At 62.6% G+C, this 26,966-nt stretch carries 19 protein-coding genes and 1 pseudogene; 11 read left to right on the forward strand and 9 right to left on the reverse strand.

What is annotated here, in order from left to right; genetic code table 11:
* Positions 1 to 48: 48 nt before the first annotated feature.
* Together KR227_RS03905 and KR227_RS03910 are read right to left on the reverse strand one after the other, a co-directional pair.
* Positions 49 to 903 carry a (2Fe-2S)-binding protein gene (locus KR227_RS03905; protein WP_218363818.1) on the reverse strand — a complete coding sequence of 285 codons (855 nt, stop codon included), beginning with the start codon at positions 901 to 903 and terminating at the stop codon, positions 49 to 51.
* A gap of 5 nt (positions 904 to 908) precedes the next feature.
* Complete coding sequence (locus KR227_RS03910) at positions 909 to 2,510, reverse strand: carboxylesterase/lipase family protein (protein WP_218363819.1); 1,602 nt, start codon at positions 2,508 to 2,510, stop codon at positions 909 to 911.
* 349 nt (positions 2,511 to 2,859) lie between these two features.
* On the opposite strand from KR227_RS03910, the gene KR227_RS03915 reads away from it, so the two are divergent.
* The 3 genes from KR227_RS03915 to KR227_RS03925 all read left to right on the forward strand — a co-directional run bounded on the left by KR227_RS03915 (position 2,860) and on the right by KR227_RS03925 (position 11,904).
* Positions 2,860 to 3,855: a hypothetical protein gene (locus KR227_RS03915; RefSeq protein ID WP_218363820.1), complete on the forward strand. Its 996-nt coding sequence runs from the start codon at positions 2,860 to 2,862 to the stop codon at positions 3,853 to 3,855.
* Between the two features lie 192 nt (positions 3,856 to 4,047).
* Positions 4,048 to 7,911 (forward strand): ABC transporter ATP-binding protein, encoded by a 3,864-nt coding sequence (locus tag KR227_RS03920; protein ID WP_370625153.1) that lies wholly within the window; start codon positions 4,048 to 4,050, stop codon positions 7,909 to 7,911.
* Between the two features lie 195 nt (positions 7,912 to 8,106).
* On the forward strand, positions 8,107 to 11,904 hold the full coding sequence (locus KR227_RS03925) for a multifunctional oxoglutarate decarboxylase/oxoglutarate dehydrogenase thiamine pyrophosphate-binding subunit/dihydrolipoyllysine-residue succinyltransferase subunit (protein ID WP_218363821.1): 3,798 nt from the start codon (positions 8,107 to 8,109) through the stop codon (positions 11,902 to 11,904).
* Positions 11,905 to 12,034: 130 nt separating this feature from the next.
* Here the strand turns inward: KR227_RS03925 and KR227_RS03930 are convergent, their stop codons facing one another.
* Complete coding sequence (locus tag KR227_RS03930) at positions 12,035 to 12,763, reverse strand: hypothetical protein (protein ID WP_218363822.1); 729 nt, start codon at positions 12,761 to 12,763, stop codon at positions 12,035 to 12,037.
* 211 nt (positions 12,764 to 12,974) lie between these two features.
* Between KR227_RS03930 and KR227_RS03935 the strand changes: the two genes are divergently transcribed.
* Complete coding sequence (locus KR227_RS03935) at positions 12,975 to 14,063, forward strand: magnesium and cobalt transport protein CorA (protein WP_218363823.1); 1,089 nt, start codon at positions 12,975 to 12,977, stop codon at positions 14,061 to 14,063.
* A 300-nt stretch (positions 14,064 to 14,363) separates the two neighbouring features.
* Here KR227_RS03935 and KR227_RS03940 read toward each other — a convergent pair.
* Positions 14,364 to 14,831 (reverse strand): annotated as a pseudogene (locus KR227_RS03940) (general stress protein); the annotation flags it as partial.
* A gap of 311 nt (positions 14,832 to 15,142) precedes the next feature.
* Here KR227_RS03940 and KR227_RS03945 point away from each other — a divergent pair.
* The 3 genes from KR227_RS03945 to KR227_RS03955 are packed head-to-tail and all read left to right on the forward strand — an operon-like array spanning position 15,143 to position 18,196.
* The gene (locus tag KR227_RS03945) at positions 15,143 to 16,447 is read left to right on the forward strand and encodes a magnesium transporter MgtE N-terminal domain-containing protein (RefSeq protein WP_218363824.1); all 1,305 of its coding nucleotides are present in this window, start codon (positions 15,143 to 15,145) and stop codon (positions 16,445 to 16,447) included.
* 3 nt (positions 16,448 to 16,450) lie between these two features.
* Entirely contained in the window at positions 16,451 to 17,038 is a 588-nt protein-coding gene (locus KR227_RS03950; protein ID WP_218363826.1) for a DUF1003 domain-containing protein, read from the forward strand.
* 30 nt (positions 17,039 to 17,068) lie between these two features.
* Entirely contained in the window at positions 17,069 to 18,196 is a 1,128-nt protein-coding gene (locus KR227_RS03955) for an Mrp/NBP35 family ATP-binding protein (protein WP_218363828.1), read from the forward strand.
* A 96-nt stretch (positions 18,197 to 18,292) separates the two neighbouring features.
* On the opposite strand, the gene tatB is transcribed toward KR227_RS03955, so the two are convergent.
* The 3 genes from tatB to sigE form a co-directional block, all read right to left on the reverse strand.
* Positions 18,293 to 18,778, reverse strand: a complete 486-nt coding sequence (tatB, locus tag KR227_RS03960; RefSeq protein ID WP_218363830.1) for a Sec-independent protein translocase protein TatB — start codon at positions 18,776 to 18,778, stop codon at positions 18,293 to 18,295.
* 129 nt (positions 18,779 to 18,907) lie between these two features.
* Positions 18,908 to 19,276: an anti-sigma factor gene (locus KR227_RS03965; RefSeq protein WP_218363832.1), complete on the reverse strand. Its 369-nt coding sequence runs from the start codon at positions 19,274 to 19,276 to the stop codon at positions 18,908 to 18,910.
* 80 nt (positions 19,277 to 19,356) lie between these two features.
* Positions 19,357 to 20,007 (reverse strand): RNA polymerase sigma factor SigE, encoded by a 651-nt coding sequence (sigE, locus tag KR227_RS03970; protein WP_218363834.1) that lies wholly within the window; start codon positions 20,005 to 20,007, stop codon positions 19,357 to 19,359.
* A gap of 193 nt (positions 20,008 to 20,200) precedes the next feature.
* Between sigE and KR227_RS03975 the strand changes: the two genes are divergently transcribed.
* Positions 20,201 to 20,848, forward strand: a complete 648-nt coding sequence (locus KR227_RS03975) for an O-methyltransferase (RefSeq protein ID WP_151641058.1) — start codon at positions 20,201 to 20,203, stop codon at positions 20,846 to 20,848.
* Between the two features lie 108 nt (positions 20,849 to 20,956).
* Here the strand turns inward: KR227_RS03975 and glgC are convergent, their stop codons facing one another.
* The gene (glgC, locus tag KR227_RS03980) at positions 20,957 to 22,174 is read right to left on the reverse strand and encodes a glucose-1-phosphate adenylyltransferase (RefSeq protein WP_192795942.1); all 1,218 of its coding nucleotides are present in this window, start codon (positions 22,172 to 22,174) and stop codon (positions 20,957 to 20,959) included.
* Between the two features lie 102 nt (positions 22,175 to 22,276).
* Between glgC and glgA the strand changes: the two genes are divergently transcribed.
* The 3 genes from glgA to KR227_RS03995 all read left to right on the forward strand — a co-directional run bounded on the left by glgA (position 22,277) and on the right by KR227_RS03995 (position 25,844).
* Positions 22,277 to 23,449: a glycogen synthase gene (gene glgA, locus KR227_RS03985; RefSeq protein ID WP_218363835.1), complete on the forward strand. Its 1,173-nt coding sequence runs from the start codon at positions 22,277 to 22,279 to the stop codon at positions 23,447 to 23,449.
* Between the two features lie 129 nt (positions 23,450 to 23,578).
* Entirely contained in the window at positions 23,579 to 24,334 is a 756-nt protein-coding gene (gene budA / locus KR227_RS03990; protein ID WP_218363836.1) for an acetolactate decarboxylase, read from the forward strand.
* Positions 24,335 to 24,434: 100 nt separating this feature from the next.
* On the forward strand, positions 24,435 to 25,844 hold the full coding sequence (locus KR227_RS03995) for a GH32 C-terminal domain-containing protein (protein ID WP_218363837.1): 1,410 nt from the start codon (positions 24,435 to 24,437) through the stop codon (positions 25,842 to 25,844).
* A gap of 140 nt (positions 25,845 to 25,984) precedes the next feature.
* On the opposite strand, the gene KR227_RS04000 is transcribed toward KR227_RS03995, so the two are convergent.
* Positions 25,985 to 26,857 carry a methyltransferase domain-containing protein gene (locus tag KR227_RS04000; RefSeq protein WP_218363838.1) on the reverse strand — a complete coding sequence of 291 codons (873 nt, stop codon included), beginning with the start codon at positions 26,855 to 26,857 and terminating at the stop codon, positions 25,985 to 25,987.
* Positions 26,858 to 26,966 lie beyond the last annotated feature (109 nt).

Below are 26,966 nucleotides of genomic sequence, written 5' to 3' on the forward strand. Positions count from 1 at the left end.
TCGCCGCAGGGTGATTGATGGACATCGGGACGCCACGCGAGATGCTTCTTAGAAGCTCGCCAGCGCCGCACATTGCTGTGCCATGCGTTCGCGCTTGATATCGGGTTTTTGTTTCGGACAGGACACGCACACGCCGCAGCCGGGAGAGTGAAAAATCATGCAGCACGTCAGCCTTTTAGTGCTCAGCACCACATCATCATCGGGCTCATCCTCGCCTAGTGCCATCTGCAGATCGCTGGGACGAAACTCCCCATCGACATAATCAAAGAAGCGCGGCTCCACCACGCGGGCACGATCCTGCAGCTCTACGCGCATCCCCTCGAGCACCGCCAGACAGGCGGCGATGCCCTCATAGGGAGCAAAAGCCTCATTGCCCGCCGTGGCTGCCGCCATGGATACCGCATCGCTGACCACCGCCCATAACGCGGCCACAGAGACATCAGTGATCTCCGCGAGACCGCACACAATCGGCTCGAGAAGCTCCGCCCATCCCGCCCCGAGCTGCCGATAGCTATCCGCGGAGGGTTCGAGCACATGGTTCGGGTGATAGCCATACCAAAAACCCGCACCATGGCCGGTGGGTGTGTGCACAAACATGGTGGCGGGATGCTCCGCATCGCAGATCGCCACGAGATCGTGATCGAGGGCCAGCATCATTGTCGGCTCAACGAGGGTGGTGACAAAACTATGAAACCACAGCTGTGCACAGTGTTTGTCCTCGTCCATGGGGAAAAGCTCATGGGTGGCGGCGATGGCCGCGCGCAGGCGGTCGAGGAGGGCGGCGTCGATAAGCTGCGTGGAGAGTAGCTGCTCCGAGTCCTCATTTAATGGCGACAGCGCTTGGCTGAAGCGGGGATGCTCGTGGATCAGCAGCGACCAGTGCGATGCCGGACTAAAACTCATCTTTTTCATCCCTCCTGAGACGCCGAGCGGTGGGCAGTGCGGGGCAGAATCGACTCGAGTAGCGCGAGCGTCTTTGCCACCCGAGTGGGGCTGGTGAAATCGGGCTCATCATTGCCCCACTGCCGCAAATCATAATTATCCCACGCTTGGCGACGCTGTGAGCGCGGATCATACACCACCGTCGATGCGCTATCGAAGACTTTGGTGGCCCTACGCGGCATGCGATCCGCCACTGCGGCGCGATAGCGCGGCCACCCCGAACCGACCTGGGAGTGATGAATGAAGTTGCCCCAATAGGCCTGCAGCTCGGTGGTGAGCGCCGCGAACTCGGCGGCGCCTCCGAGCCTATTGAGACCAGAGACTCGCGAGGCCTCCATATCGCCGAAGACGGCGGTGAGCTCGAGCGAATGCATCGCACCAATGCCGAGGCGGCGCAACACAGCGGGGGCGAAGTCGAATCGATACATCCAGGTATCGGCGATGCGCGCATGGGCCTCGGCGAGCCGCACCGAGGGCACCCAAAACACGGCATCGGTGAGCAGGTCCGCAAAATCCTCGCGACTAAACGCGGCCGAGTACTCGCGCAGCACCTCATGGGCACGTTCGGTATCGAAGGCGGTGAGCATGCGATGCGCCGAACGCGAGCGCGCGGACTCGCGAACATAGAGGGCCTTGGCCATCGAGGCTTCGTCATTATTCGTACCGATCAAAAGCGGCACCGGCGCCTGGCGCCCCTGCGCGAAGGCATCCAGCGGGTGCTGCGGCAGCACATGGCCGTCCACCACTGGGCCATAGGGCGAGTTGAGATTGAGCATGTCCCGCAAACGCAATTGGGATAGGCTGCCGGCGCGCACCAGATCAGCGGGTGGCAGCGCCCGGAGCACGGACATATCGGCGAGATCGTGCAGTTTAAGATTGTCGACCAGCGCCCGCGCCCAGCGCCGCGACTGCTCCTGAGAGTGAAACGAGGCCGCCGGCGCGGACTGGGCAATAGCCTTGTGAAATAACCCCCGCGCTGCCGGCGAGGCCAGCAGCGAAATCACGCTCGCCGCGCCCGCGGATTCGCCCATGATGGCAATGTTGTTGCTATCGCCACCGAAGGCAGCGATATTCTTTTTCACCCAGCGCAACGCCGCCAGTTGATCGTGCATCGCCGGGGTGGGCACGCATTGGCCACTGATCTCCGACAGGTCGAGATAGCCGAATACCCCCAGCCGGAAGTTCAAAGACACATAGACCACATTCAGGGCGCGCACAAAGTTATGCCCGCGCAGCATGGTTTCATGCGAGGAGCCCACCAGGTAGGAACCGCCGTGAAAATACACCACCACGGGCAGCTGCTCGTCGGTATCGGGGCGCACAATATCGAGGTTGAGACAGTCGGGCCCGCCCGCCAATTTGGTTCCCCATAAACTGGCCGGCTGCCATGCCTTGGCGCCATATTCGGTGCAGTCTTTCACCCGGGACCACGGCTCGACTGGATGGGGCACGCGCCAGCGGCGTTCGCCGTCGACAAGCCCCGCATAGGGCACTCCTCGCCACGTCAGCAGTCCGGAGCGCGCCACTCCTTTGACATAACCAGCGGTGGTTCGGACCAGCGTTTCCATATCCTCCACGGTAGTTGTTCCGCGTGGTTGGTGTGGGCTACTACGCAGCAGAGTTCTTCAGGTCGCGCCGCGCGTAGCGGCGCATCATCCGGCGCATCTGGAGAAGAAATCACAGCGGGCCCGGCAGGCGCATGCGGAATATAAATTATGGCAGGTGTCGTTTACTGTTGTGTATATCCGGCGGTGCAGTACAACCACTACACTGGGCAACAATGCCCACCAGCCCTGATACACAGCGCCCTCCGCCAGAATGAGGCCGCCTGGGGCTGGGCATTCCTAGCACTCAAAGAATCACATACCGCCGATTATTTTCCCCATTATGAATTTCTACTAAGGAGCTCTACTTATTATGTCTCAATCCACTTCACAGGAACCGACGTATGACATCACCGATGCATTGGGTTCTGATCCCGAAACCTTGCACGAGCGCACCGGAGCATCCGGCAAGATCCTGATTAAGGCCCTCAACCATGTGGTGAAGATGCAGTCGTCTTCGATCACCAGCTACGTGAACTGGCTGCGCAAGCGCAACCCAGAGGCCAGCCCAGCTGATATTCAGAAGATGCTGGACCAGCACATCACCTATCTGGCCACCGGCTCCGGGGCCTCCGCCGGCATGGCCGCTGCCGTGCCGGGCATCGGTTTTATCACCGGCGCCGCCGCCGTGGGCGCGGAGTCGCTGGTATTTCTCGACGCCGCCGCCTTCTACACCATGGCCTCGGCCTATCTGCGCGGCGCGGATATCTCCGATCCCCAGCGTCGCGAAGCACTCATCCTCGTGGTGATCATGGGTTCCTCCGGCACCGCCCTCGTCGATGCGGCCGTGGGCGATCTTGGCGTTGAGGGAGGCGCATCGACGATCTCTACCCTCTCTCGCTTCTCCGGGCCGTCGATGAGCAAAATTAATAACCGCCTACTCAAGCAGGCGTTGAAGCAGACCAATAAGCGACTGCGCGCCGCCTGGATCGGCAAGGTGATGCCCCTGGGTATTGGCGCTGTGATCGGCACCGTAGCCAACCGCAAGCTGGCCAAGAAGCTCATCGGCAACACCTATGACTCCCTGGGCTCGGCACCGGCGGAGTTCCCCTCCCTGCTGCCTGCCCTCGAAGAGATCAAGGATGAGGACGTCAGCGCCATGGACAAGGAAGTCACCGAGGCTGTCACCAAGGCCCACCAGAACGAGGGCCTGGCTGCCCGCAGCTGGGAGTTTGTCAGCTCCACCGCCAGCAACGTCGGCAGCAGCGTCGCTGATGCCGCCCACGGGGTTGCTGGAGGCGTGTCCGGTGCAGTGCGTAAACTTCCTTTCGTAGCGAAGAAGAAGGACGCCACCGACGGCGAGGCCTAAGCTCGTGCGCTAAAACGCACCCAATGGTGCACCGCTGCCCGCGGGCAGCACTCGGCCCCGCCACCTGTGGTCGCCCACCGCTTCATGCGGTCGACGCAGGTGGCGGGGCTTTTTTCCTGCATCGACAGGCCGCGGCTGCCAAGAGCGGTACAGAGTAGATCGACACACAGAGCTTTAAGGAGGAGCAGAACCGTGACCGCTTCGCAGTCCGCGCACTCTGAGCCGGAGCGCGCAGGCATCACCGAGCGCGGCAGCTCCCGCACCTCCTCATCGCAGCGTCCGGCCGCGAAGTCCCAGCGCGGCTTTCCGGCCCTGCGGCGGCTGCTCAGCACCGCCTGGGAGCTGAAGTCGGTCAGCCTCTTTGCCATCGTCTGCACCCTCGCCGAGGTTGTGGCCGAGCTCAGCGTGCCCCTGCTGACCGGTAGCGCAGTGGATATCGCCACGGGCTCACGCAAGGCCACCTCCTGGACCGAGTTCGTCCATCGCTCCGGAATCTTTGCCCCCTTCGGTGTGTCGGGAAGCGCCGATGCGCTGCGGATCGTGGTGATCTCTCTCATCCTCGCCGCCCTGATACGTTTCGTCTTCCAGGCGGGGCGCCGCTACTCCGCGGGCAGGTTATCCATCTCCGTTCAGCATCTGCTGCGCATACGCATTCTCTCCACGCTGTCCCGCCTCGACGGCCCCGGCCATGACCGCATCCGCACCGGCGAGGTGGTCTCGCGCTCTATCTCGGATCTCAACCAGATCCAAGGCATTCTGGCCATGACCCCCTTGGCGCTCGGCTCGCTGCTCAAAATCCTTGCCGAGCTCGCAGTCATGCTCTGGCTTTCTCCCCTGCTGGCGCTGGTGGCGGTGATCTCGCTGCCGGTGGTGGTCGTAGCCGCGGCTGTGTCGCGCCGCCCGCTCTACGCCGCCACGTGGACGGCGCAACAACAGGCCGCCGAGGTAGCGAGCCACGTGGAGGAAACCGTCAGCGGTATTCGCGTGGTCAAGGCCTTCACCCAGGAAGATCGCGAAAGCACGACTCTCGCCGCTGCCAGCCGCCGGCTTTTCGCCCTGCGTATGCGCGTCGCCCGTCTCGCCGCCCGCAGCATTCCCTTCATTGAACGCCTCCCGCAAATCGCGCTCGTGGCCAATGTCGCCCTCGGCGGTCTTTTAGTGCTCAATGGCACGATCACCCTCGGCGTCTTTGTCACCTTCTCCTCCTACTTGGTCTCCCTCACCGGCCTCGCCCGCGTCTCCTCCGGCATGCTCATGCGCATCTACATGGGCTTTTCCTCGGTGGAACGCGTTTTTGATGTCCTCGACCAGCGCCCCGCACTGCCCGATTCCACCGATCCTGTGCCCCTGCCCGCCAGCCGTCTCGGCCTCGACGTGCACGATGTGCACTTCAGCCAGCCGGAGAATGGCCGCGCCGTACTCAACGGCATGTCGCTGCGCATTCCCCCTGGCACCCGCATGGCCATGGTGGGCCCTGCCGGCTCCGGTAAAACGATGCTCACCCAGCTCGTGGGCCGTTTCTACGATCCCGACGAGGGCAGCATTGCGCTTATCGACGCCACCTCCCACCGTTATGACCTGCGCGATATTCGCCGCGCCGAGCTGCGTGAGCGGGTGGCCATCGTCTTCGACGATCCCTTCTTGTTCTCGGATTCCATCCGCAACAACATCACTGTCGGGGCAGACATCTCGGAGGAGACACTCCGCACCGCCCTCGAGGCCTCCTGCGCCGCCGAGTTTGTGGATGAGCTCGACGACGGCCTCGACACCGTCTTAGGAGAGCGCGGCCTCGATCTCTCGGGCGGCCAGCGCCAGCGCCTCGCCCTCGCCCGGGCCCTCGCCCGTGGCGCGGATGTGGTGGTGCTTGACGACGCCACCTCTGCGATCGATGCCATCACGGAGGCAGCAATCTACGAGGGCATTCGCCGCCACTACCCCGATCTGACCATCCTCGCTATCGCCCACCGGGCCTCCACCCTGGAACTCACCGATACGGTGGCGCTGGTGGATGAAGGCCGCGTGAGCGCCTGCGGCAGCTTGGAGGAGATCTCGGCGAATCAGGACTTCGCTCATCTGATGGATCTCAGTTTCCAGCAGCGCCCCAGCGAGGAGGAGCCGGTCCCCTTCGACTCGGAGCTCCGGCCGAGCGAGGAGCAGCTCTGGCCTGCAGAGCCGGTGGGGCGGCGGCCGCACGAGCGCGGCACGATTGCCAAGTCTCAGGCCACCGCGATCAGCGGGCGCGGCGCGTTGATGTCCCAGCCGCTGAATGATCGCCTCGCCGCCGATATCGCACGACTGCCCGAGGCCACCGAGCAGCCTCATCTCGCTGTGTCGAATACCGAGGAGGGCTTTAGCCTCACGCGGCTATTTCGTCCCGTTCGCGGTCTCATCGCAGCCAGCATTGTGCTGTTGGTGATGGGCGTGCTCGCCGATATCGCCCTGCCCACCCTCATCCGCTATGCCATCGACCGCGGCATAAGCGAGAATAACCTGCGCATGCTGGTGCTCATGGCGCTCGCCGGGCTGGCGATGATTCTGCTCAGCTGGGCGGCGGCGGTGGCCCAAACCATCATCACCGCCCGCACAGGTGAGCGTCTGCTCTACGGGTTGCGTGTGCGTTCCTTCCGCCACATCCTGCGGCTGTCCATGGACTTTTTCGAACGCACCCTCTCGGGAAAGATCATGACCCGCATGACCACCGATATCGATGCGCTGAGCTCTTTTCTCCAAACTGGGCTGGCACAGACCGTGGTGGCGTTGAGTACCCTGGTGGGTATCTCTGGGATGCTTCTGGCCACCAATGTCCAGCTCTCGCTGCTGGCCTTTAGCGCACTGCCGATCGTCGCAGTGGCCACCGTTGTGTTTCGCCGCATCTCCTCTCGGCTTTATCGCCGCAGCCGGGAACAGGTCTCGGCGGTCAACGCCGAGTTCCAGGAATCAGTGGGAGCACTACGCACCAGCCAGATGCACGGCGCCGTGGATCGCAGCCTCGCAGAGTTCACGGCCGCAGCGGCGGAATATAAGCGGCTACGCATCGCCTCACACACTGCCGTCTCCCTCTATTTCCCCGGCATTAATGCCATCTCGCAGCTCGCCCAAGCGGCCGTGGTGGGTTGGGGCGCCACGATGGTGCTGGATGGGGAGATCTCTGCGGGCGTGCTCGTTGCCTTCGTCATGTATCTCAGCGCTCTCTTCGGCCCGATCCAGCAGCTCTCCCAAGTCTTCGACAGCTATCAACAGGCCTCGGTGGGCTTCAACCGCATCCGCGATTTGCTCATCACCCAGCCCAGCGTGGTGTCCACGGGCACGCGGGACGACGCCGCCCGGGCTGCCAACGGCGCCCTAGCCCTCGATGATGTCAGCTTCAGCTATAGCCCGGATACTCCTGCAGTCACCGAGCATCTATCCTTCGAACTCTCCCCCGGAAGCACGGTGGCGGTGGTGGGCCAGACTGGGGCGGGCAAGTCCACCATCATCAAACTCGCTGCCCGCTTCTACGATCCTGCCTCCGGCGCGGTGCGCGCCCGCGGGATAGACATCCGCGACTTTCCGCTCGCCGCATGGCGGGGACAGATCGGCATGGTGCCACAAGAAGCACACCTCTTTAGCGGCACCATCGCCGAGAACATCGCCTATGGCCGCCCCGAGGCCACCCGCGCTGAGATCACTGACGCCGCCGCTCGCGTCGGCGCGCTGAGCGCGATCGCCAGCATCCCCGGCGGATTCCGGGCCCAACTCGGGGAAAAAGGCCGCGGCCTGTCCTCGGGACAACGTCAGCTCGTTGCGCTCGCCCGCGCCGAGCTGACCCAGCCTTCCCTGCTGCTTCTCGACGAGGCCACCGCCACCGTGGATCCCGCCACGGAAAACACCATTCTGCAGGCCTCAGACCGCGTCACGGAGGCCCGCACCAGCGTGGTCGTGGCCCACCGCTTGAATACCGCCGCGCGAGCGGATCGGATCATTGTGATGGATCATGGCCGCATCATCGAGGACGGCACCCACGAGAACTTACTCAACCAAAAGGGAATCTATTGGCGCATGTGGACTTCCTCTTAGGAGGGTGTACTCGGCGGCAGGAGTGGTTAACCCGCTCACACCCGCCACCGTGGTGGTCAGATCTCGCACGAGAGGTGCGTAATTTCTGCCCAGATTTAGGCGACAAAAGGGGTGGACCACCGTTAGTCTGGTCCAATACCACTAAACTGTGTATGAATCACCCAATAACCCAAGGAAATGAGGCGAGCACCTGCCGTGAGCAGCGCTAGTACTTTCGGCCAAAATCAGTGGCTGGTAGACCAGATGTTCCAGCAGTTCAAGGAGGATCCCTCCTCCGTAGACAAGGAATGGCGCGAGCTGTTCGAAAAGGAGGGCAGCCCCGCTGAGCCCACCCCCGAGAACACCCCCGCATCCTCGTTCAAGAGCTCCAAGAAGGCCGCCCCCAAGGACACCGAGGGCTCCGGCCCTAAGGCCCCTGCAGCGCCGAAGAACACCGCAGGTCCGAAGAATAAGGCCCAACACAGCGAGCCACAGCCCATCGCTGAGAAGGCCCGAAAAGCAGCCACCGATCCCAATACCAAGATTGCGCAGGCTCGCGAGGCCAATAAGGAGAAGAAGCGGAAGGCAGCCCAATCGCCTCTGACTAAGATTCAGGACAGCCCCGAGGCCGGCAATTTCCCCATGAAGGGTGCCGCCAAGGCCGTGGCAAAGAACATGGACATCTCTCTCGAGCTGCCCACCGCCACCTCGGTGCGCGATATGCCGGCTCGGTTGATGTTCGAAAACCGCTCGGTCATTAACAATCACCTCAAGCGGACTGTGGGCGGCAAGATCTCCTTCACCCACATCATCGGCTACGCCATGGTGAAGGCAATCATGGCGCACCCCGATATGAATAACTCCTACGAGGTCATTGACGGCAAGCCGAACCTGGTGGTGCCGGAGCACATTAACCTCGGTCTTGCCATCGATATGGAAGGCAAGGGCGGCGAGCGCTCCCTCGTGGTCGCCAAGATCGCCGAGTGTGAAACCCTCGACTTCAAGCAGTTCGTCGAGGCCTACGAAGATGTGGTCGAGCGCGGCCGCACCGGCAAGCTGAAGATGCCGGACTTCCAAGGCATCACCTGCTCGCTTACCAACCCGGGTGGTATCGGTACCCGCCACTCTGTGCCCCGCCTCACCAAGGGCCAGGGCCTCATCGTGGGCGTGGGCTCCATGGACTACCCCGCCGAGTTCGCTGGCGCCTCCGAGGATCGCCTCGCCGAGCTGGGCGTCGGCAAGCTTGTGACCATTACCTCCACCTACGATCACCGCGTGATCCAGGGCGCCGAGTCCGGCGAGTTCCTGCGCACCATGTCCCAGCTGCTGGTGGATGACACCTTCTGGGATGAAATCTTCACCTGCATGTCCGTGCCCTATGCACCGATTCGTTGGCGCCAGGATCAGCCCAACACCGGCATGGACAAGAACACCCGCGTGATGCAGCTGATCGAGGCCTACCGCTCCCGCGGCCACCTCATCGCCGATGTGAATCCGCTCAACTGGCATCAGCCCGGCATGCCGATTCCGGATCACTCCGATCTGCAGCTGGAGACCCACGGATTGACCCTGTGGGATCTGGACCGCACCTTCCACGTGGGTGGCTTCGACCAGCGCGAAACCATGACCCTGCGCGAGGTCGTCACCAAGCTGCGCGCCGCCTACACCCTGAAGGTGGGCTCCGAGTACAACCACATTCTGGATAATGACGAGCGCACCTGGCTGCAGGATCGCCTCGAGGCGGGCATGCCCAAGCCCACCGTCGCCCAGCAAAAGTACATTCTGCAGAAGCTCAACGCCGCCGAGGCTTTCGAGAACTTCCTGCAAACCAAGTACGTGGGCCAAAAGCGCTTCTCCCTCGAGGGCGCCGAGTCCCTCATCCCGCTGATGGATGCGGCCATCGATACTGCCGCCGGCCAGGGCTTGGACGAGGTTGTTATCGGTATGCCTCACCGCGGCCGTTTGAATGTGCTCGCCAATATCGTGGGCAAGCCGCTGAGCCAGCTCTTCAAGGAGTTCGAGGGCAACGCTGACCCGGCTGCTGCCGGTGGTTCCGGCGACGTGAAGTACCACCTCGGTGCCGAGGGCAAGCACATCCAGATGTTTGGCGATGGCGAGATCAAGGTGACGCTCACCGCTAACCCCTCGCACCTCGAGGCCGTCAACCCGGTCATGGAGGGCATCGCCCGTGCCAAGCAGGACATCCTGGACAAGGGCGAGGCCGGCTTCTCCGTCATGCCGCTGCTGCTGCACGGCGACGCCTCCTTCGCAGGCTTGGGCGTGGTGCAGGAGACCCTGAACCTGGCCCAGCTGCGCGGCTACACCGTCGGTGGCACCGTGCACATCGTGGTGAATAACCAGATCGGCTTCACCACCACCCCGGATTCCGGTCGTTCCAGCCACTACGCCACCGATCTAGCCAAGGCCTATGGCTGCCCGATCTTCCACGTCAATGGCGACGACCCGGAGGCGGTTTACTGGGTCGGCCAGCTGGCTACCGAGTACCGCCGTCGCTACGGCAAGGATGTCTTCATCGACCTCATCTGCTACCGCCGTCGCGGTCACAACGAGGCCGATGATCCCTCGATGACCCAGCCGAAGATGTACGACCTGATTGACGGCCGCGAGACCGTTCGCGCCCGCTACACCCAGGACCTGATTGGCCGCGGTGATCTGAACAAGGACGACGCCGAGGCTGCCGCCCGCGACTTCCACGATCAGATGGAGTCGGTGTTCAACGAGGTTAAGGAAGCCAAGAAGCGCGATGCCTCCGGCCAGGAGGGCATCACCTCCTCCCAGGAGCTGCCGCATGGTTTGGACACCTCCATCACCCGCGAGGAACTCGTGGAGATGGGCCAGGCCTATGTCAACGTCCCCGAGGGCTTCGAAATCCACAAGCGCGTCAAGCCGGTGGCCAAGAAGCGTGCCCAGTCCGTCAAGGAAGGCGGCATCGACTGGGGTTGGGGCGAGCTGCTCGCCTTCGGTTCCTTGGCCATCGGTGCGGAACGCACCGTGCGTCTCGCCGGCGAGGATTCCCGCCGCGGTACCTTCACCCAGCGCCATGCCGTGATGTTCGACCCGAACACCGCCATGGAGTACAACCCGATCGACCACATCGCTCGCGAAGGCGGCGAAGGCAAGTTCATGGTGTACAACTCGGCTCTGACCGAGTTCGCCGGCATGGGCTTCGAGTACGGCTACTCCGTGGGCAACTTGGATGCTGTGGTGGCATGGGAAGCCCAGTTCGGTGACTTCGCCAATGGCGCCCAGACCATCATCGATCAGTACCTCTCCTCCGGTGAGGCGAAGTGGGGCCAGCTGTCCAAGCTGATTCTGCTGCTGCCCCACGGCTACGAGGGCCAGGGCCCGGACCACTCCTCCGCCCGCATCGAGCGCTTCTTGCAGCTGTGCGCCGAAGGAACCATGACCGTGGCCCAGCCGACCACCCCGGCGAACCACTTCCACCTCATCCGCCGCCACGCCCTGAGCGACCTGCACCGCCCGCTCGTGGTCTTCACCCCGAAGTCCATGCTGCGCAACAAGGCCGCCGTGTCTGCCGTGGAGGACTTCACCGAGGTGAGCAAGTTCCAGTCGGTGATCAATGACCCGAACCAGTTCGATCGCAACGGCGAGCAGCTGGGCGATCCGGAGAAGGTCAAGACGATCCTGCTGTGCTCCGGCAAGGTCTACTACGACTTGGAGAAGCGCCGCGCCGACGACGGCCGCGATGATGTGGCTATCGTCCGCCTGGAGATGCTGCACCCGATCCCGCACAACCGCCTCAACGATGCCTTCGAGTGCTACCCGAACGCCGAAGAGGTGCGCTTCGTGCAGGACGAGCCGGCCAACCAGGGCCCCTGGCCCTTCCTGGCCCTGCACCTGCCGGATCTGCTGCCGGATATGCCGAAGCTGCGCCGCGTGTCTCGCCGCGCCCAGGCTTCTACCTCCACCGGTATGGCCAAGGTGCACCAGTTCGAGCAGAAGCAGCTCATTGACGAGGCCTTCGTTGACTAGACGCCTGAAAGCTGAGCCCACATAGCCAGCGGGCTCAGCACAGTGCTACTACGCATCAGCCCCAGGAACCGAGTGATCTCGGTCCTGGGGCTGATGCGTTCTCTGCGTCGTCGATGCTGCGGCGTAGCGTTTAGTCCGCGCCGTTGGAAAGCACTCGGTTGGAGGACAAGAAGGTGGTGTAGACCTCATTTTGATCCTCGCCGCTATTGAGCTCCTCAGCGATCTCCTTCAAGGAGGCCTCGGAGATAGCGCCATTGACCACGTTGAGCTTGTCCCATTCCTTACGGTTGAGCAGTGGCCGCTGATAGAGCACGATAAAGTTCTGCGGCAGTTTCAGGTCTTCGCTTTCTGCGCAGCCATGAGTCGGCGAAAAGTTCGAGTTATGCACGGTGCGCGGCAGTGAGCCCAAGAGGCTATCGAGCACCGTTTCAGAGAAATCAATATCGGTCGGTGTGATCTCACCGGCATCAATCTTCGCGGTGTAGTCCTGCGATAGTTCCTTGGCGCGGGCGGGATTGAGTGCTTCGAGAGCCGTGCCGAGGCAGACCACCACGACATCGGCATGGTTGGTTTCCACGGCCTGAATCCGCGCGGCCGTGTCAAGGTCATATTCAAAGTCCACGAAGGTTTGGCGGCCACGAGAGGCAAGCGCCCGCGAGTACAGCTCCCCCATGATCACCTGTTCTTGATCGGAGGAATCCACCATCACCTGCACCGGTGATACTTCTACCTCATTGACCTCGCGGTAGGGCTCGGCGACGCATCCACTGCTCAGCATGCCCACCACACCGAGGGCGCATACAGTGCGCACGGTCGCAGGGGCGCTGGGGTGGAGCTGCCGAGGCATCGTCGTGGTCATGGTGCAAGCAGGCCAATCTAGCTAGGCAAATGGGACTGGCGTGGAACACGAGGCATGCGGCGCACACGCGCGGCCACACCATCGCTGATTCTAGCGCAGCTGCCCCCATAGCCCATGGCGCCACGGAATTGCTGATATCGCCCTAAGCGGCGGTACACTTGCCTGCGGTCCGCACCACAGTGCTGGGCGTGTACGTCAAGGAGGTTCTCGCATGGTTGATCCACTTCGTTTGCCGCATAAGAGTGGCAAGCACACTGACGCTCAGGAGCACCCTGTGGGGTCTCGTCTGCGCGTGCCCGTGGAGCGGGCCGTGGATCGCTGCCGCGTGATGTGCCACGGACGCGAGCTGAACCAAGAGTTCTCATACGAGAGTGCCCTGCACTACGCCACTGAGCACGAAGACTGCTACGTGCTTTTGGAGCTCTCGGAGCCTGATGAGCAGCAGATGGAGCACATCGCCGCGATCTACGGGGTGGATGAACTGATCGTGGAAGACACCGTGACCGCCCATCAGCGGCCCAAGGTGGAGCGCTACGATGATCAGCTCTTCTTTGTGCTGCGCACCGTGGTGTATCAGGAGCATGAGCGCGTCCGTGACGCGAAGGAGATCATCCAAACCGGTGAACTCCAGATGATTCTCGGCCCCAACTTCATCATCGCTATCCGTCACGGAGTACTTACCGGGCTGAAGCGTTGGCGCCGCGAGCTGAGCGAATGGTCCGAGCAGCTCGAGCTAGGCCCTGTGGCATTAGCGTGGCAGCTCTCTGACCTGGTGGTGAATGAGTACGTGCGCATCGCCGGCGAGCTCACCACGGATGTGGACGAGATCGAGGAAGAAGTCTTCACCCCGAACTCCCCCATCGATATTTCGCAGATCTACATGCTCAAGCGAGAGATCCTGGAGATGAGGCACTCGGTGGATCCGCTCAGCACCGCGCTGCGTATCCTCACTCAGAACCACAAAGATGTGCTGAGCAAGCCGCTGCGCTCCTATTTCCGTGACGTGCTGGACAATCAGCTCATTGCGGCCGACTCCATCGCATCCCTCGATGAGCGCCTCACCGCCTTGATCGATGCTGCCGTGGCTAAGGTCACCATGCAGCAAAACTCGGATATGCGGAAGATTTCCGCGCTCGTCGGTATGGCCGCGCTGCCCACCATGATCGCCGGTGTGTACGGCATGAACTTCGATCACATGCCGGAACTGCACTATGAGTACGGCTACTACGTGGTGCTCGGCGTCATGATTGCCGCGGTGGTTCTCATGTGGTGGGTGCTAAAGAAAAACCACTGGCTCTAACCTCAGCGCCGTGGGGCGCAGGCTAGAACCAGTGGCTCTCATCGTGTTTCATGCGCGGCTTTAGCGTCGCGGAAACTCCGAGTTATCGGAGGGCTCTCCCCACGCCTGATCCTGCTGCGGCTGTTGTGGTGCAGGCTGCTGTGGGTGCTGCGGCTTCTCCTGTTGCGCAGGTTGTTGCGGCTGCTGTTCCTCACGAGGTGCGGGCCAGCCACCCTGCGGCTGCTGCTGCGGCGCCTGCTGCACAGGCTGCTGCGACCAGGCGCCGCGGTCGTTGTTGCGGGGCCGAACGATCTGGCCGCGGGCAATCGAGTCACGGGCTTGGCGGGCAGTGTGCGGCTCGCACAAAATGTCATAGCGCCCGGCCACAATCTGGGTGCTCGACGCGAAATCGCGTTTCCCCTTCGACGCGGCATAGGGCACGCTCACAGACACCAGCCCGAAAATCACACCGAGGATCGCACCGGTGAGAAGCGGTACCAGCCAGTTTTCATAAAACAGCCCGAAGAGCAGCCCGAAAAACAGGCCCGCCCACGCGCCGGATACTGCGCCGCCTAAGAGCACCTTGCCCCAGGTCAAGCGACCTTGAACGCGCTCGACTTCCATAAGATCAACCCCCACGATGGTGAGGTCCTTTACCGGAAACTCCTGATCAGAGAGCATATCTACGGCGGCTTGGGCCTGTTCATAGCTCTCGAAACTTGCAACCGGCCACCCTTCCGGGCGCTTCTTCATCGCCATCGCCTTCACGTTGTTCGCGGGGGATGTCATAGCAGTATCTACCAACTTCTTTGCATCTACGGGCAGCACAGCGCCGCCTGGGACATCATTCAGAGCTCGCTTAAGCCGCGCCATCTGGGCTGGCTCGTTATCGGGCCTTCACTAGCCCTAACGCCCGAAGCCTGCGGAAGGTTCCCGAACAATACGTTCCACTACCTCGTTTATGGGGTTTCCCATGCGTAGTACGCTTATCGACGCCCACCTCGCGCCACCTCCCCTCCTGCCGCAGGTGAACACCCAGCTTGGGCGAGCCCCAGCAGCAGTAGCAGGATCTGTGCAGCTGACCGTTACAATATCTAGTTATGAATGCAGTGACGAGAGTGTATGCCGGCCGACTGGCCGGAATGGTGGTGCGTAGCCCCGACGCCGAACCCATTGGTCGTGTCCGCGACGTTGTCGTGATGATGCACGGGCTCGAACGTGACTCTCGCGTACTCGGCCTGATCGTGGCGCTTCCCTCCAAGCGCCGCATCTTCCTGCCGATGCTGCGCGTAGCCACCATCGAACCCCAAGAGATCGTTCTTGCCTCGGGGCAAGTATCGATGCGCTCCTATCAGCCCCGCGAGGGCGAGACGACTATCTCCCAGGACATCATCGGCGCCAAGGTGCACGTGGATGATCCCGAGCTGGAGAATCTCCATGGCAAAGCCGTGGAGGTCGCCGATGTGGAGCTGACCCGCACCCGCACTCGCGACTGGGTGATCTCCAAGATCGCGGTGAGCGCCAATAAATCCACCTTCGGCCGGCGCCCCACGCTCTATGTCACTCCGTGGAAGTATGTGCATGGCCTGGGAGAAACCGCGACCAGCCACGAGCAGGAAACCGCGAAGCTGCGCTCCCAATTCGAGGAGATGCGCCCGGCCGACGCGGCGCCGCTGTTCTACAACCTCAGCGCCTCCCAGCGTCGTGCTGTCACCAGCGGCCTGAACGACGAGCAATTGGCCGATATTCTCCAGGAGCTTTCTGAGGAACGCCAGGCCGAGCTGATCGAGGAGCTGGCTATCGAACGCGCCGCGGACGTGCTCGAGGAGATGGACCCGGACGACGCCGCCGACCTGTTGGAAGAGCTTCCCGACGCCACCGCCGACGTGCTGCTGGAACTGATGGATCCCGAAGACTCCGCGCCCGTGCGTCGCCTCATGAGCTTCCTGCCTGATACCGTCGGTGCGCTCATGACCTCGGACCCGTTGGTGATGACCCCGCAGCGCACTGTCGCCGAGGCACTCGCGATGGCCCGCAACCCCGATCTGCCGACCTCGCTGTCCTCTATGGTGTTTGTGGTGCGCCCTCCCACAGCGACCCCTACCGGCACCTACCTGGGATGTTTGCACCTGCAAAAGCTGCTGCGCGAACCTCCTTCCGAGCTCATCGGCGGCTTGCTCGACCCCGATCTCCCGCCGCTGTATGCCGATGACCTGCAGGAAACTGCGGCTCGGTATTTCGCCACCTATAACTTGGTGTGTGGCCCTGTGTTGGACGATGACGGTCACCTTCTCGGTGCCGTCGCCGTCGATGACTTGCTCGACCACATGCTGCCCGAGGATTGGCGCGAGACCGGAATCCGGCCCGCCCAGTCCGAGACCACCACGCCCCTACAGGAGGCCTAGCTGATGAGCGATTACCGCAATAGCCTCGATACGCCCATGGCCACGCGGCGCCGCGGCCTCCGCATCAATGCGGACGCTGTTGGCGCCATGGCGGAAAGGGTTGCCCGTTTCTTCGGAACTGGCGAGTACTTGTTCTGGCAGACCATCTTCGTGATCACGTGGATCGCGTTGAACCTCGGCGCGTGGAAGTGGCAGTGGGACCCCTACCCCTTCATCCTGTTGAACCTGGCCTTCTCCACGCAGGCCGCCTATGCGGCGCCGCTGATTCTGTTGGCCCAAAACCGACAGGAGGACCGCGACCGCGTCTCCTTGAGCGAGGATCGCCGCCGCGCCGCCCAGACCAAGGCCGATACGGAGTTCCTCGCCCGCGAGCTGGCGTCGGTACGCCTCGCGCTGGGTGATAGCGTCACTCGTGACTATCTGCGCCGCGAGATGGAAGATCTATCCAGTTTGCTTGAGCGCATCGAGGCGAAGCTGGACGATGAATCCGCGGCACGCATCGCCCGCGAACACGGCGACCACCAGTCCTCCGAGTTCCATGAGCCCACTCAAGGCGATGTGGTAGACACCAACCGCCGCCCCCACAGCTAAAGCCCACAGTCAGGAGAATCGCACACCCCGATGTCTCATATTGAAGAATCCCTCGTCCGCCAGGCCCTCTCTCGTGTCGAAGACCCCGAGATTGGTCGCCCCATTACGGAGCTCGACATGGTGAAGTCGGTGGAGGTCACCGGCAACGACGTGGCAGTGGTGATCTATTTGACCATCGCCGGCTGCCCCATGAAATCCACCATCACCGAGAATGTGCGCGCCGCTATCGAGGAGCTCGACGGCGTGGGCGAGGTCTCGGTCAGCACGGATGTGATGAGCGATGAGCAGCGCCGCAATCTGCGCCTGCGCCTGCGCGGTAGCCAAGATGATCCGGTCATCCCCTTCTCGCAGCCCGACTCCACCACCCGCGTATTCGCCGTGGCCTCCGGCAAGGGTGGCGTGGGTAAATCATCGATGACGGTGAACCTCGCCGCCGCTCTCGCAGCGCGGGGGCTCAGTGTGGGCATTCTCGACGCCGACATCTACGGCCACTCCATCCCGCACATGCTCGGCAGCACCGAGGCGCCCAATATGGTCGAAGATATGATCATGCCGCCCCAGGCGCACGGCATTAAGCACATCTCCATTGCCCACTTCACCGAGGGCAATGCCCCTGTGGTGTGGCGCGGGCCGATGCTGCACCGCGCGATCACCCAATTCCTCACCGATGTGTTCTGGGGTGATATTGACGTCCTCCTGGTGGATCTTCCGCCCGGCACCGGCGATGTGGCGATCTCGATTTCCCAGCTGCTCCCCACGGCCGAGTTGTTGATCGTCACCACCCCGCAAGCCGCCGCCGCCGAGGTGGCGGAACGCGCCGGCACCATTGCTCAGCAGACGCGGCAGCGGGTGCGCGGGGTTATTGAAAACATGGGGGCTATGGTGCTTCCCGACGGCAGCACGATGGATATTTTCGGCTCCGGTGGCGGCGCCACGGTGGCCTCCCGCCTCACCGAGCTACTCGGCACGCAGGTGCCACTATTGGGATCGGTGCCGCTCGACCCCGCGCTGCGGGAACAGGGCGATACAGGCATCCCGATCGCCGTGCATGATCCCAGCAGCCCCTCCGGCGCGGCGGTGACCGCGATTGCCGAGCAGCTGGTACGCCGCGAGGGCTCGCTCACCGGCGTCCAGCTGGGTGTGAACCCGCGGCGCTAGCAGGTCGATCAGGCGCACATAGACACCACCCCGCCTTCGTGGAGGATCTTTTCTCTCACGAGGCGGGGTGTGGTGTGTCTTCAGGAGCAGCGCGGCCTAGGTGATGTCATCCCAGCTGAAGTTGCGGTTCTGCGGCCCGCTGGGCGGCATCTGCTGTGCCGGAGGCTGGGCGGAGGAATCGGCGTCTTGGCCCCGGGTATTCGGCACCACCGTGCTGCCGGAGGCGGGTGGCACCGCCGTACGGTCGCGATAGGCCTCGCCTTGAGTGTCGCTGGCCATGATCTTCTTCGGATCAAAGGAGTCCAGATAGGAGCCATCGCCGTCGAAGAGCGCCTTCGTCAGGGCCGCTTTGGGGCCCATGGCGGTGAATTTCGACAGCTCTTGTACCGGTCGGGCCACCTCTTCGAACTCGGGGCCAATCTCATCATTAAGAGTCTGTTTGGTGCGGTTAATGGCGTCTCGGGCGGCGATGAACGCGGCACGGACGTCTTGGATGACTCCAGGCAGCCGGTCGGGGCCGACGACGATGAGCACCACGACGCAGACGACGAAAATCTCGCTCCAGCCGACGCTAGAAAACACCAGTCCCTCTTTCTTCTTCGCACCATCTCGCTATAGCAGGACACTACTTGTTTCAGATTCTAGCGCGCCACGCCGGCGCGATATGCACCAGGAGCAGCAGGCACACCCGCAGGGAAAAACAGCGGTGCTCTAGCGCCCCTGGACGTGACGAACAGCGCGGTAGAACACCTCGACGCGATCCATCAAGCTGGGTGCACTACCGCGACTTATCTCGTCTGCGCCTGGGCCTTCTGGGCAGGACATTTCAATCTGGGCGAGCTTGGCGATGAGCGAACGCGGTGCTCGCAGACCATCATTGACCCTTTGCCGCACTGATTCGGCGGCCTGCCGCTGGCGATGAACCTCATGGCGACACAAAGGGCAATGCACCAAGTGCACCCGAGCGCGGTCAGCGGCGATCGGGCTGAGCTCGTTATCCACGTAGGCGGCAATGGCCTCGGGTCCTAGGTGCTCGACTGAGTCGAAGCTATCGGCTTCGTTGCGGTAGTCGCTGATCATCTCCGTCGGTCACCTCACCTTCAATGTGCTCGTGTGTTCATGTGTGCTGTGCTGCAGCAGCTGCGGCAGCAGTTCCGGCGCTAGCTGTGGTGAGGCACCAATAGCTTCGCGTTTTCATCATCCGCTGCGGCGGCCCGTTCCAAAGAAGCTCGGAGCTGGGTACGGCCGCGGTGAATCCTGCTGCGTACAGTTCCCATTTTTACCCCGAGGGTATCTGCAATTTCATCGTAGGACATGCCAAGTACGTCACAGAGCACGATCGCCACACGAAAATCGGGCGATAAACTATCGAGGGCCTCCTGCAAGCTGGGATCCAGATTGGCCACGTGATAGGCCTGCTCAGGGGTCAAAACTGTGCCGGGAACGCGCTCATAATCCTCGGGCAGCGATTCCATCCGGATCTTGTTGCGGTGGCGCACCATATCGAGAAACAAATTGGTGGTGATGCGGTGAAGCCATCCCTCGAAGGTGCCCGGTTGGTAGTTTTTTAGCGAGCGAAACACACGCATGAAGGTCTCTTGGGTGAGATCCTCAGCGTCGTGCTGATTACCGGACAAACGAAAAGCGAGGCGATACACGCTATCTGCGTGTTCCTCGACGAGCTCGGCCCAGCTGGGCATCGATCCTTGTCCTGCATCGAAGGCAGCAGTGCCGTGAAGCGGTTCCTCACACGCTGCAGCTGTAGGGGATTCTGCAGCGGCGGGCGAAGCGAGGGCAGGACGATCAGTCATGAGAGCTATTGTGCCGTATGGAGATAAGAAATAACTGAGTTCCGCACAACAATCCCGTAACGCTCGACTGGGAATGTGCTGTCAGCACAGCCGCTGCGCCCTTGTATGGCACTTAAGCCACACCTGTCACAGCTTTGCTGCTGGTGGTGCGTTGTTCCCCCGCCCTGCGCACCGCCACTTTAAAATAAGGCGCGTGACTGAGACTGCATACCGTGCTTTGACTGACTACATTCGCTCTACCGCCGTCACCAGCGAGAGCCTGCAGGCCGCAACGGAGGGCGCAGCGGAATTCGGCGTTCCCACCCTCGACGCGATCAGCGGCTCCGTATTGACTCTGCTGGGCTCCCAAGCTGCCCGTGGCGCAGAACCAAGCGCAATTGCTGTCACCCCCGCCGCCGCAGTGGTGGGCCTGCACCTCTTCGAGGGCATGGGCCCGGCGGGACATCTCACCTGTATCGACCCAGAGCTCGAGCACCAGAAACTGGCGCGCCGGAGCTTCACCGAGGCAGGTATCGCAGCCTCGCGCTTCCGCTTCCTGCCCTCGCGCCCCCTCGAGGTGATGGGCCGGCTAGCCACGAACTCTTATGACATCGTCTATGGCGATGTGGCCCCGCAGGACATGCAGGCCTTTGTGGACTCCGCGTGGCCGCTGATTCGCCCCTCCGGCATGATCATTGTGGCCGCGAGCCTGCTCGATGGCACCGTGGCCGATGAGTCCCGCACAGACCGAGACACCGCCGCCGCCCGCGCCCTCGACGAACAACTGCGCGACTATCACGATGCCCTCGTCACCCGCCTCCCCCTGGCCGGCGGTCTCAGCATCATCAGCAAGCGCCCCTAAGCCGCGAGACAAGCGTCGTCACGCATACTCGCGACGCCACAGCATAGACGTCAGCGCCTAGGCTTGTCCTCATGGGAGAAGCCCAGGCGCTGCAACGTGTGGGTCTAGCTAGACGATCTCGTTTTTGCCCACGCAGACCACGCCGCCGGGGCTGACCTTGAAGCGGGACTTATCGCGCTCGTGATCGACGCCGATGAACTCGCCCTCGCTCACCTTGACGTTCTTGTCCAAGATGGCGTGGCGCACCACCGCGCCCTTGCCAATACGGACGCCGGGCATCAGCACCGCGCCTTCGACAGTGGCACCGTCCTCCACGATCACATTGTTCGACAGCACCGAGTTACGCACCGTGCCGCCGGAGATAATGCAGCCGGAGGAGACCATCGAGGATTGCGCTATGCCGCCTTGCACGAACTTGGCCGGCGGCAGGTTGCCGATCTCGGAAGTGTGGATGGGCCAGTGCTTGTTGTAGAGGTTAAACACTGGGTGGACGCTAATGAGATCCATATGGGCCTCGTAGAAGGCGTCCACGGTACCGACATCGCGCCAGTAGCCATGATCGCGCTCGGTGGAACCGGGCACCGCATTGGCCATGAAGTCATAGACGTGGGCGTCGCCGCGCTCCACGAAATAGGGGATGATGTCTCCGCCCATATCGTGCTCGGAGTCGTCATTGTCTTCATCATCCAGCAGGGCCTTGATGAGGGCCTTGGTGGTGAACACGTAATTACCCATGGAGGCATAGGTGACGTCCGGATCGTCCGGGGTAGCCGGCGGATTCTCGGGCTTCTCGAGGAACTCGGTGATATTGCCGTCTTCATCGGATTGGATGCAGCCGAAGGCGGTGGCCTCGGAGCGGGGCACGCGAATGCCGGCCACAGAGACGGACTTCCCAGACTTGATGTGCTCCTCCACCATCTGGGAGGGATCCATGCGGTAGACGTGATCGGCGCCGAAGACGATAACGTAATCCGGTTCTTCGTCATAGATCAGGTTCAGCGACTGCAAAATGGCGTCTGCGGAACCGGTGAACCAGCGCTTACCCAGGCGCTGCTGCGCGGGCACTGGGGTGATGTACTGCTCAGCGAGACCAGAGAGCTGCCACGACTGAGAGATATGACGGTCCAAGGAGTGCGACTTGTACTGGGTGAGCACGCAAATCTGCATGAATCCCGCGTTGACAAGATTGGAAAGCACAAAATCGATGAGGCGATAGGTGCCGCCAAAGGGAACGGCTGGCTTGGCGCGGTCAGCGGTGAAGGGATACAGGCGCTTACCTTCGCCGCCAGCAAGGACAATTGCTAGAACATGTGGTTGGCGTTTCACGCCTTCCAATCTATCCCCTTTTAGGTAGACGCGCCGGAAAAGTGGGTTACCCCATACACACTTCCGCCCCCTCGCTCGCGAGGTCACACTACTGTGGGGATTATGCGAGTTGGAATGATGACCAAGGAGTACCCACCGGAGATTTACGGCGGCGCAGGCGTGCATGTGGCGGAGCTGACCCGCTTCATGCGCGAGCTCGTTGACGTCGATGTTCACTGCATGGGTGCGCCCCGCGATGAGAAGAATGTGTATGTCCACGGAGTGGATCCCGCACTCGAGGATGCCAACCCGGCCATCAAGACCCTCTCCACGGGGCTGCGCATGGCCACTGCCGCACACAATGTGGATGTGGTGCACTCCCACACCTGGTACTCGGGCCTAGGCGGGCACTTGGCGGCGCGCCTCTACGACATCCCCCATATCGCCACCGCACACTCCCTCGAGCCACACCGGCCGTGGAAGCGCGAGCAGCTCGGCGGCGGCTACGAGGTGTCCTCGTGGTCGGAGAAGAACACCATGGAATACGCCGATGCGGTGATCGCTGTGTCGGCACAGATGAAAAACGCCATCATGGAGGCCTATCCGCGCATCGACGAGAACCGCATTCACGTGGTTCTCAACGGCATCGACCCCGAGCTGTGGCATCCCCGCCCCACCTTCGATGACAACGAGGACTCCGTGCTCCGTGAGCTCGGCGTGGACCCGAACAAGCCCATCGTCTCCTTCGTGGGCCGCATCACCCGCCAAAAGGGGGTAGAGCACCTGGTCAAGGCCGCCTCCCACTTCGATGAGGGCGTGCAGCTGGTGCTCTGCGCCGGCGCGCCGGATACTCCCGAAATCGGCGAGCGCACCGCCACCTTGGTGCGACAGCTGCAACAGCAGCGCGACGGCGTGTTCTGGGTGCAGGAGTTTTTGCCGAAGCCGAAGATTCAGGAAATCCTCACCGCCTCGGATACCTTCGTCTGCCCCTCCATCTACGAGCCGCTGGGCATCGTCAATCTCGAGGCCATGGCCTGCGGCAGCGCCGTGGTCGCCTCCGATGTGGGAGGTATCCCCGAGGTGGTCAATGACGGCGTCACCGGCAGCCTCGTGCACTACGATGCCGAGGACACCGAGGCCTTCGAGCGCGACTTGGCCGCCGCGGTCAATGAGATGGTGGCTGATCGTTCTCGCGCCAAGGAGATCGGCGAGAAGGGCCGGCAGCGCGCCGTCGAGCAGTTCTCCTGGGCCACCATCGCCGAGCAGACCATTGATGTCTACCGTTCTTTGATGTAACTGCTCGTAGCCGCACCCTTGCTCCCGCTCCAGCACGCCGCTGTGGGCGGGAGAGGTGTTTTATGGGCAGGCGAGATGGCGTCGATAAGCGTGCGGCAGCATCCTGGGAGTCGCGACTAGGCTGGGGCCATGACCCACTACCCCACACACAGCACCCAGCTCGCGCCGGTGGAACGACATACGATTTTTCAAAATTCGCTGATGACGGCGCTGCTCGATGGCATTTACGACGGCGACATGACGGTGAGTGAGCTGCTGGGGCAGGGCAATTTTGGAATTGGCACCTTCGACGCCCTCGATGGGGAGATGATCATCGTCGATGGTCAGTGCTATCAGGTGCGCGGCGACGGCACGGCCCGCCCAGCGCGCCTGGACCAGTGCTCGCCATTCACAGTGGTGACCAATTTCGTGCCGCGCATTAGCGCCCACGCGCCGAATGACATGTCGCGCAGCGATCTCGGCACCTATATCGATTCGCTCCAGCCGAGCGAAAACTACATGTACGCCGTGCGGATTAGCGGCCAGTTCCACGATGTGTCCGTGCGCACGGTCACCCGACAGGAAAAGCCCTATCGGCCTATGGTGGAGGCAACGGCAGACGATACCGAGATGCATTTTGCGGATGTCTCCGGTGTGATCGGCGGGTTCCGCACCCCCGTCTACGAAAAAGGTATTTCCGTTCCCGGCTGCCACGTGCACTTCATTGATGATGCGCGCAACCGCGGCGGGCATGTGCTGGATTTCCGCGTCAAGGACGCGATTATCGAGCTCTGCCCCGCAACGGAGCTGAACCTGCGGCTGCCACTCTCCTCGGATTTCTCCCGCGCCGACCTCGCCCCGGAGAACCTCGATGAGCAGATCCACACCACGGAAGTAAAAAGTTAAGTACTATCGACGCCGCAACGCTCTACCCATTGTGAACTGGGTGTGCGCAGCAGCCAATCGGTGCCCGAACACAGTTGTCGAAAGAAACACTAGGTACGTTATGAGCCACCGCCCCGAGTTACACGTCACCGCCGAAGAAGGCATTCTCGCGGCCCCCGCTGGGGTGCTGCTGCACGACGACGTGTGGCACGTTTTCAACCAGTACAAGCCGAGCGCCTCGGCGAGCTCCCGCTGGGGGCACCAGGCCTCCCGCTCCCTGCCCTATGACTGGGACGTGTGCGATGATGTGCTCGCCACCCACGGCGACGAGGTCGAGCTGCGTGCCGGCTCGGTGATCCCCGTGGGTAAGGGCATCGACATCTTCTTCACGGCCGTCTCCGCGGACGCCACCACCATCAAGGTGGCCGAGATCGCCGACGCGGACGCCACCACCGAGACAGTGGCCGATGACATCTCGCACCTCGATAGGCATGTGGACAATGTGCACACCGTGGTCTCGGACTGCCACGGCTATTCCCACTTCCGCTCGCCCTGCGTGGTTCCTGATTGGCGCTCCACGCAACGCGATGATCACCACGGCTGGATCATGCTCGCCGTGGCCGGTTCTTCCGACAACCCTGACATTGTGGTCTTCGAGTCCGCCGATCGCCGCGACTGGAACTTCGTGGGCCCGCTGCGCTGCGTCGGCACGCCCAGCGGCGTCAGCCAGTATCAGCGCATCGTCTCTCCCCGCCTGATTCGCTTGCAGGATGAGGTGGACGAAAAGATTTATGATGTTTTGCTGCTGACCGTTGAAACCGACGGCCGCGATATCTCCGGCTATCTGGTGGGCACTCTCACCGACTCCGAGTTCAGCGTGATCACCCCCTTCACCCGCCTCGACCGGGGCCATGATTTCTCCCGCCCCCGCAACACCAATGTGGTGACCGGCTTCAACACCGACCCCGCGGCGCGCTACGCATCCAGCACCATGTTTGGCCTGATGAACGGGGTGGGGCGTGGCGACGATCCCACCACCCATCTGAGCCTGCAGCAGGAAAACTGGGCCAATTGCCTCACCCTGCCGCGCCGAGTGACCCTGCAGGGCGGCATCCTCTACCAAACCCCGCGCGCTGGGCTTCCCGACGCCATCCGCGCCTCCGAGCACGCCCGCGCCTTCATTGCCCGCCTGGATGCGCAGCCGAGCGAGGACGCCGTGGTCGATATCGAGCTCCGCGACGCCACGGGCGCCGTCGCTGCGCGCGTGTCCTATTCTTCCGATGAGATCACGCTGGATCGCAGCATGAACCCACACCACGAGGGCAGTGTCCCCGCCGTGGCGGAGCGCAGCAGCGAAGAAACCGAGGCGCTCTCCCTCATCGTGGATGGCTCCACCGTGGAAGTCTTTGCCGACGGCGGACTGATCGCGATGGCCTCGCGGGTGTATTTCGATGGCGGCTGCCAGTCCATCACCTACACCGCCCGCCATGGCGCACGGGTGGAATCGACCATGGAGATCGAGCCGCTCTAAACCCGGCTAGCCGCCGCGGCTGGTTGCTCATCGCTTATGGGCCCGCACCCCCCTATGTGTATGCATGAGGGGTGCGGGCCCAGTGCTGTTTTTTGAGCTGTACCGGCTAGTCGCCGGTTAGCTGCCGGTTAGTCGCCGAACTAGTCGCCGACGCGAGCGAAGCGGGTGATGCTGGCGCGGGCGGTGATCTCCATGCGCTTGGGCAGCACAGCCACGCGCTCGGCGAGTACCTCCGGCTCGATGTGGCGCGCCGAGGGGCTCATCCCGATCTGGGCGGCGATAGAGGGCTGATCGAGGCTCATGCGGAATTCCACCAACTGCGGCGGCTGCACCGGGACGAGATACTCCGACATCTCCTCGATCAGGCGCTCGGTACTGCCCTGCTCCACGTCCAGAATGCCGAGTGGCTCCCGCAGTTCACTCAGGTGCCCGGGTTCGGCGTTGAGCATCACTACGTTCCCGCCGGGTGCGAGCACACGGGCACATTCCGCGGCATTGTGCGGGGCGAAGATCAGGGTGAGGGCGTGGATGGAGCGATCGAGCAACGGCAGGCGCTCTAAAGCATCAGCGACCACGGCGCCGACGCGCGAGTGGGAGTGGGTGAGCTTTTCCGCGGCGGGAATAGAGACGTCGATGCCCACGCCGCGGGAATCATCCACCGCATCCAGCGTGTGCGACAAATAGTAGCCCGTGCCGGCGCCAATCTCGCACAAGGCGGGGGCGATATCGTTGCCCACTCCCGCGTCCTCGAGGGCCTCATGCACGCCCTGGGTCACGGCCTCCACGAATGGTGCGTAGTGCCCCTGGGATAAAAAGGTTTCGCGATCCGCCACCATCTGGGCGTCATCGCCATCATGGGCCAGCCGGCCATTCGCCGCGAGGGTGACAAAGCCCTTGGCAGAGACCTCATAGCTACGCCCCGTCGCCGACACCAGGCTGCGGTAGCCATCGTGGGACACCAGCGGGGTGCCATCCACAGGGTCGGCGAGGAGGTCACTTACATCATCGAGCACGGCTACCGCCTATCTACATCTTTGTTCGGTTCAACTGCGCCGCGCGGCAACATCACCGCACGCAATGGTTTACGCAGCATAAGTAGTGCATACAAGGAATCCTCCTCGC

The sequence above is a fragment of the Corynebacterium sp. TAE3-ERU30 genome (assembly GCF_019209925.1).
In the GTDB taxonomy this organism is placed as follows: Bacteria; Actinomycetota; Actinomycetes; order Mycobacteriales; family Mycobacteriaceae; genus Corynebacterium; species Corynebacterium megadyptis.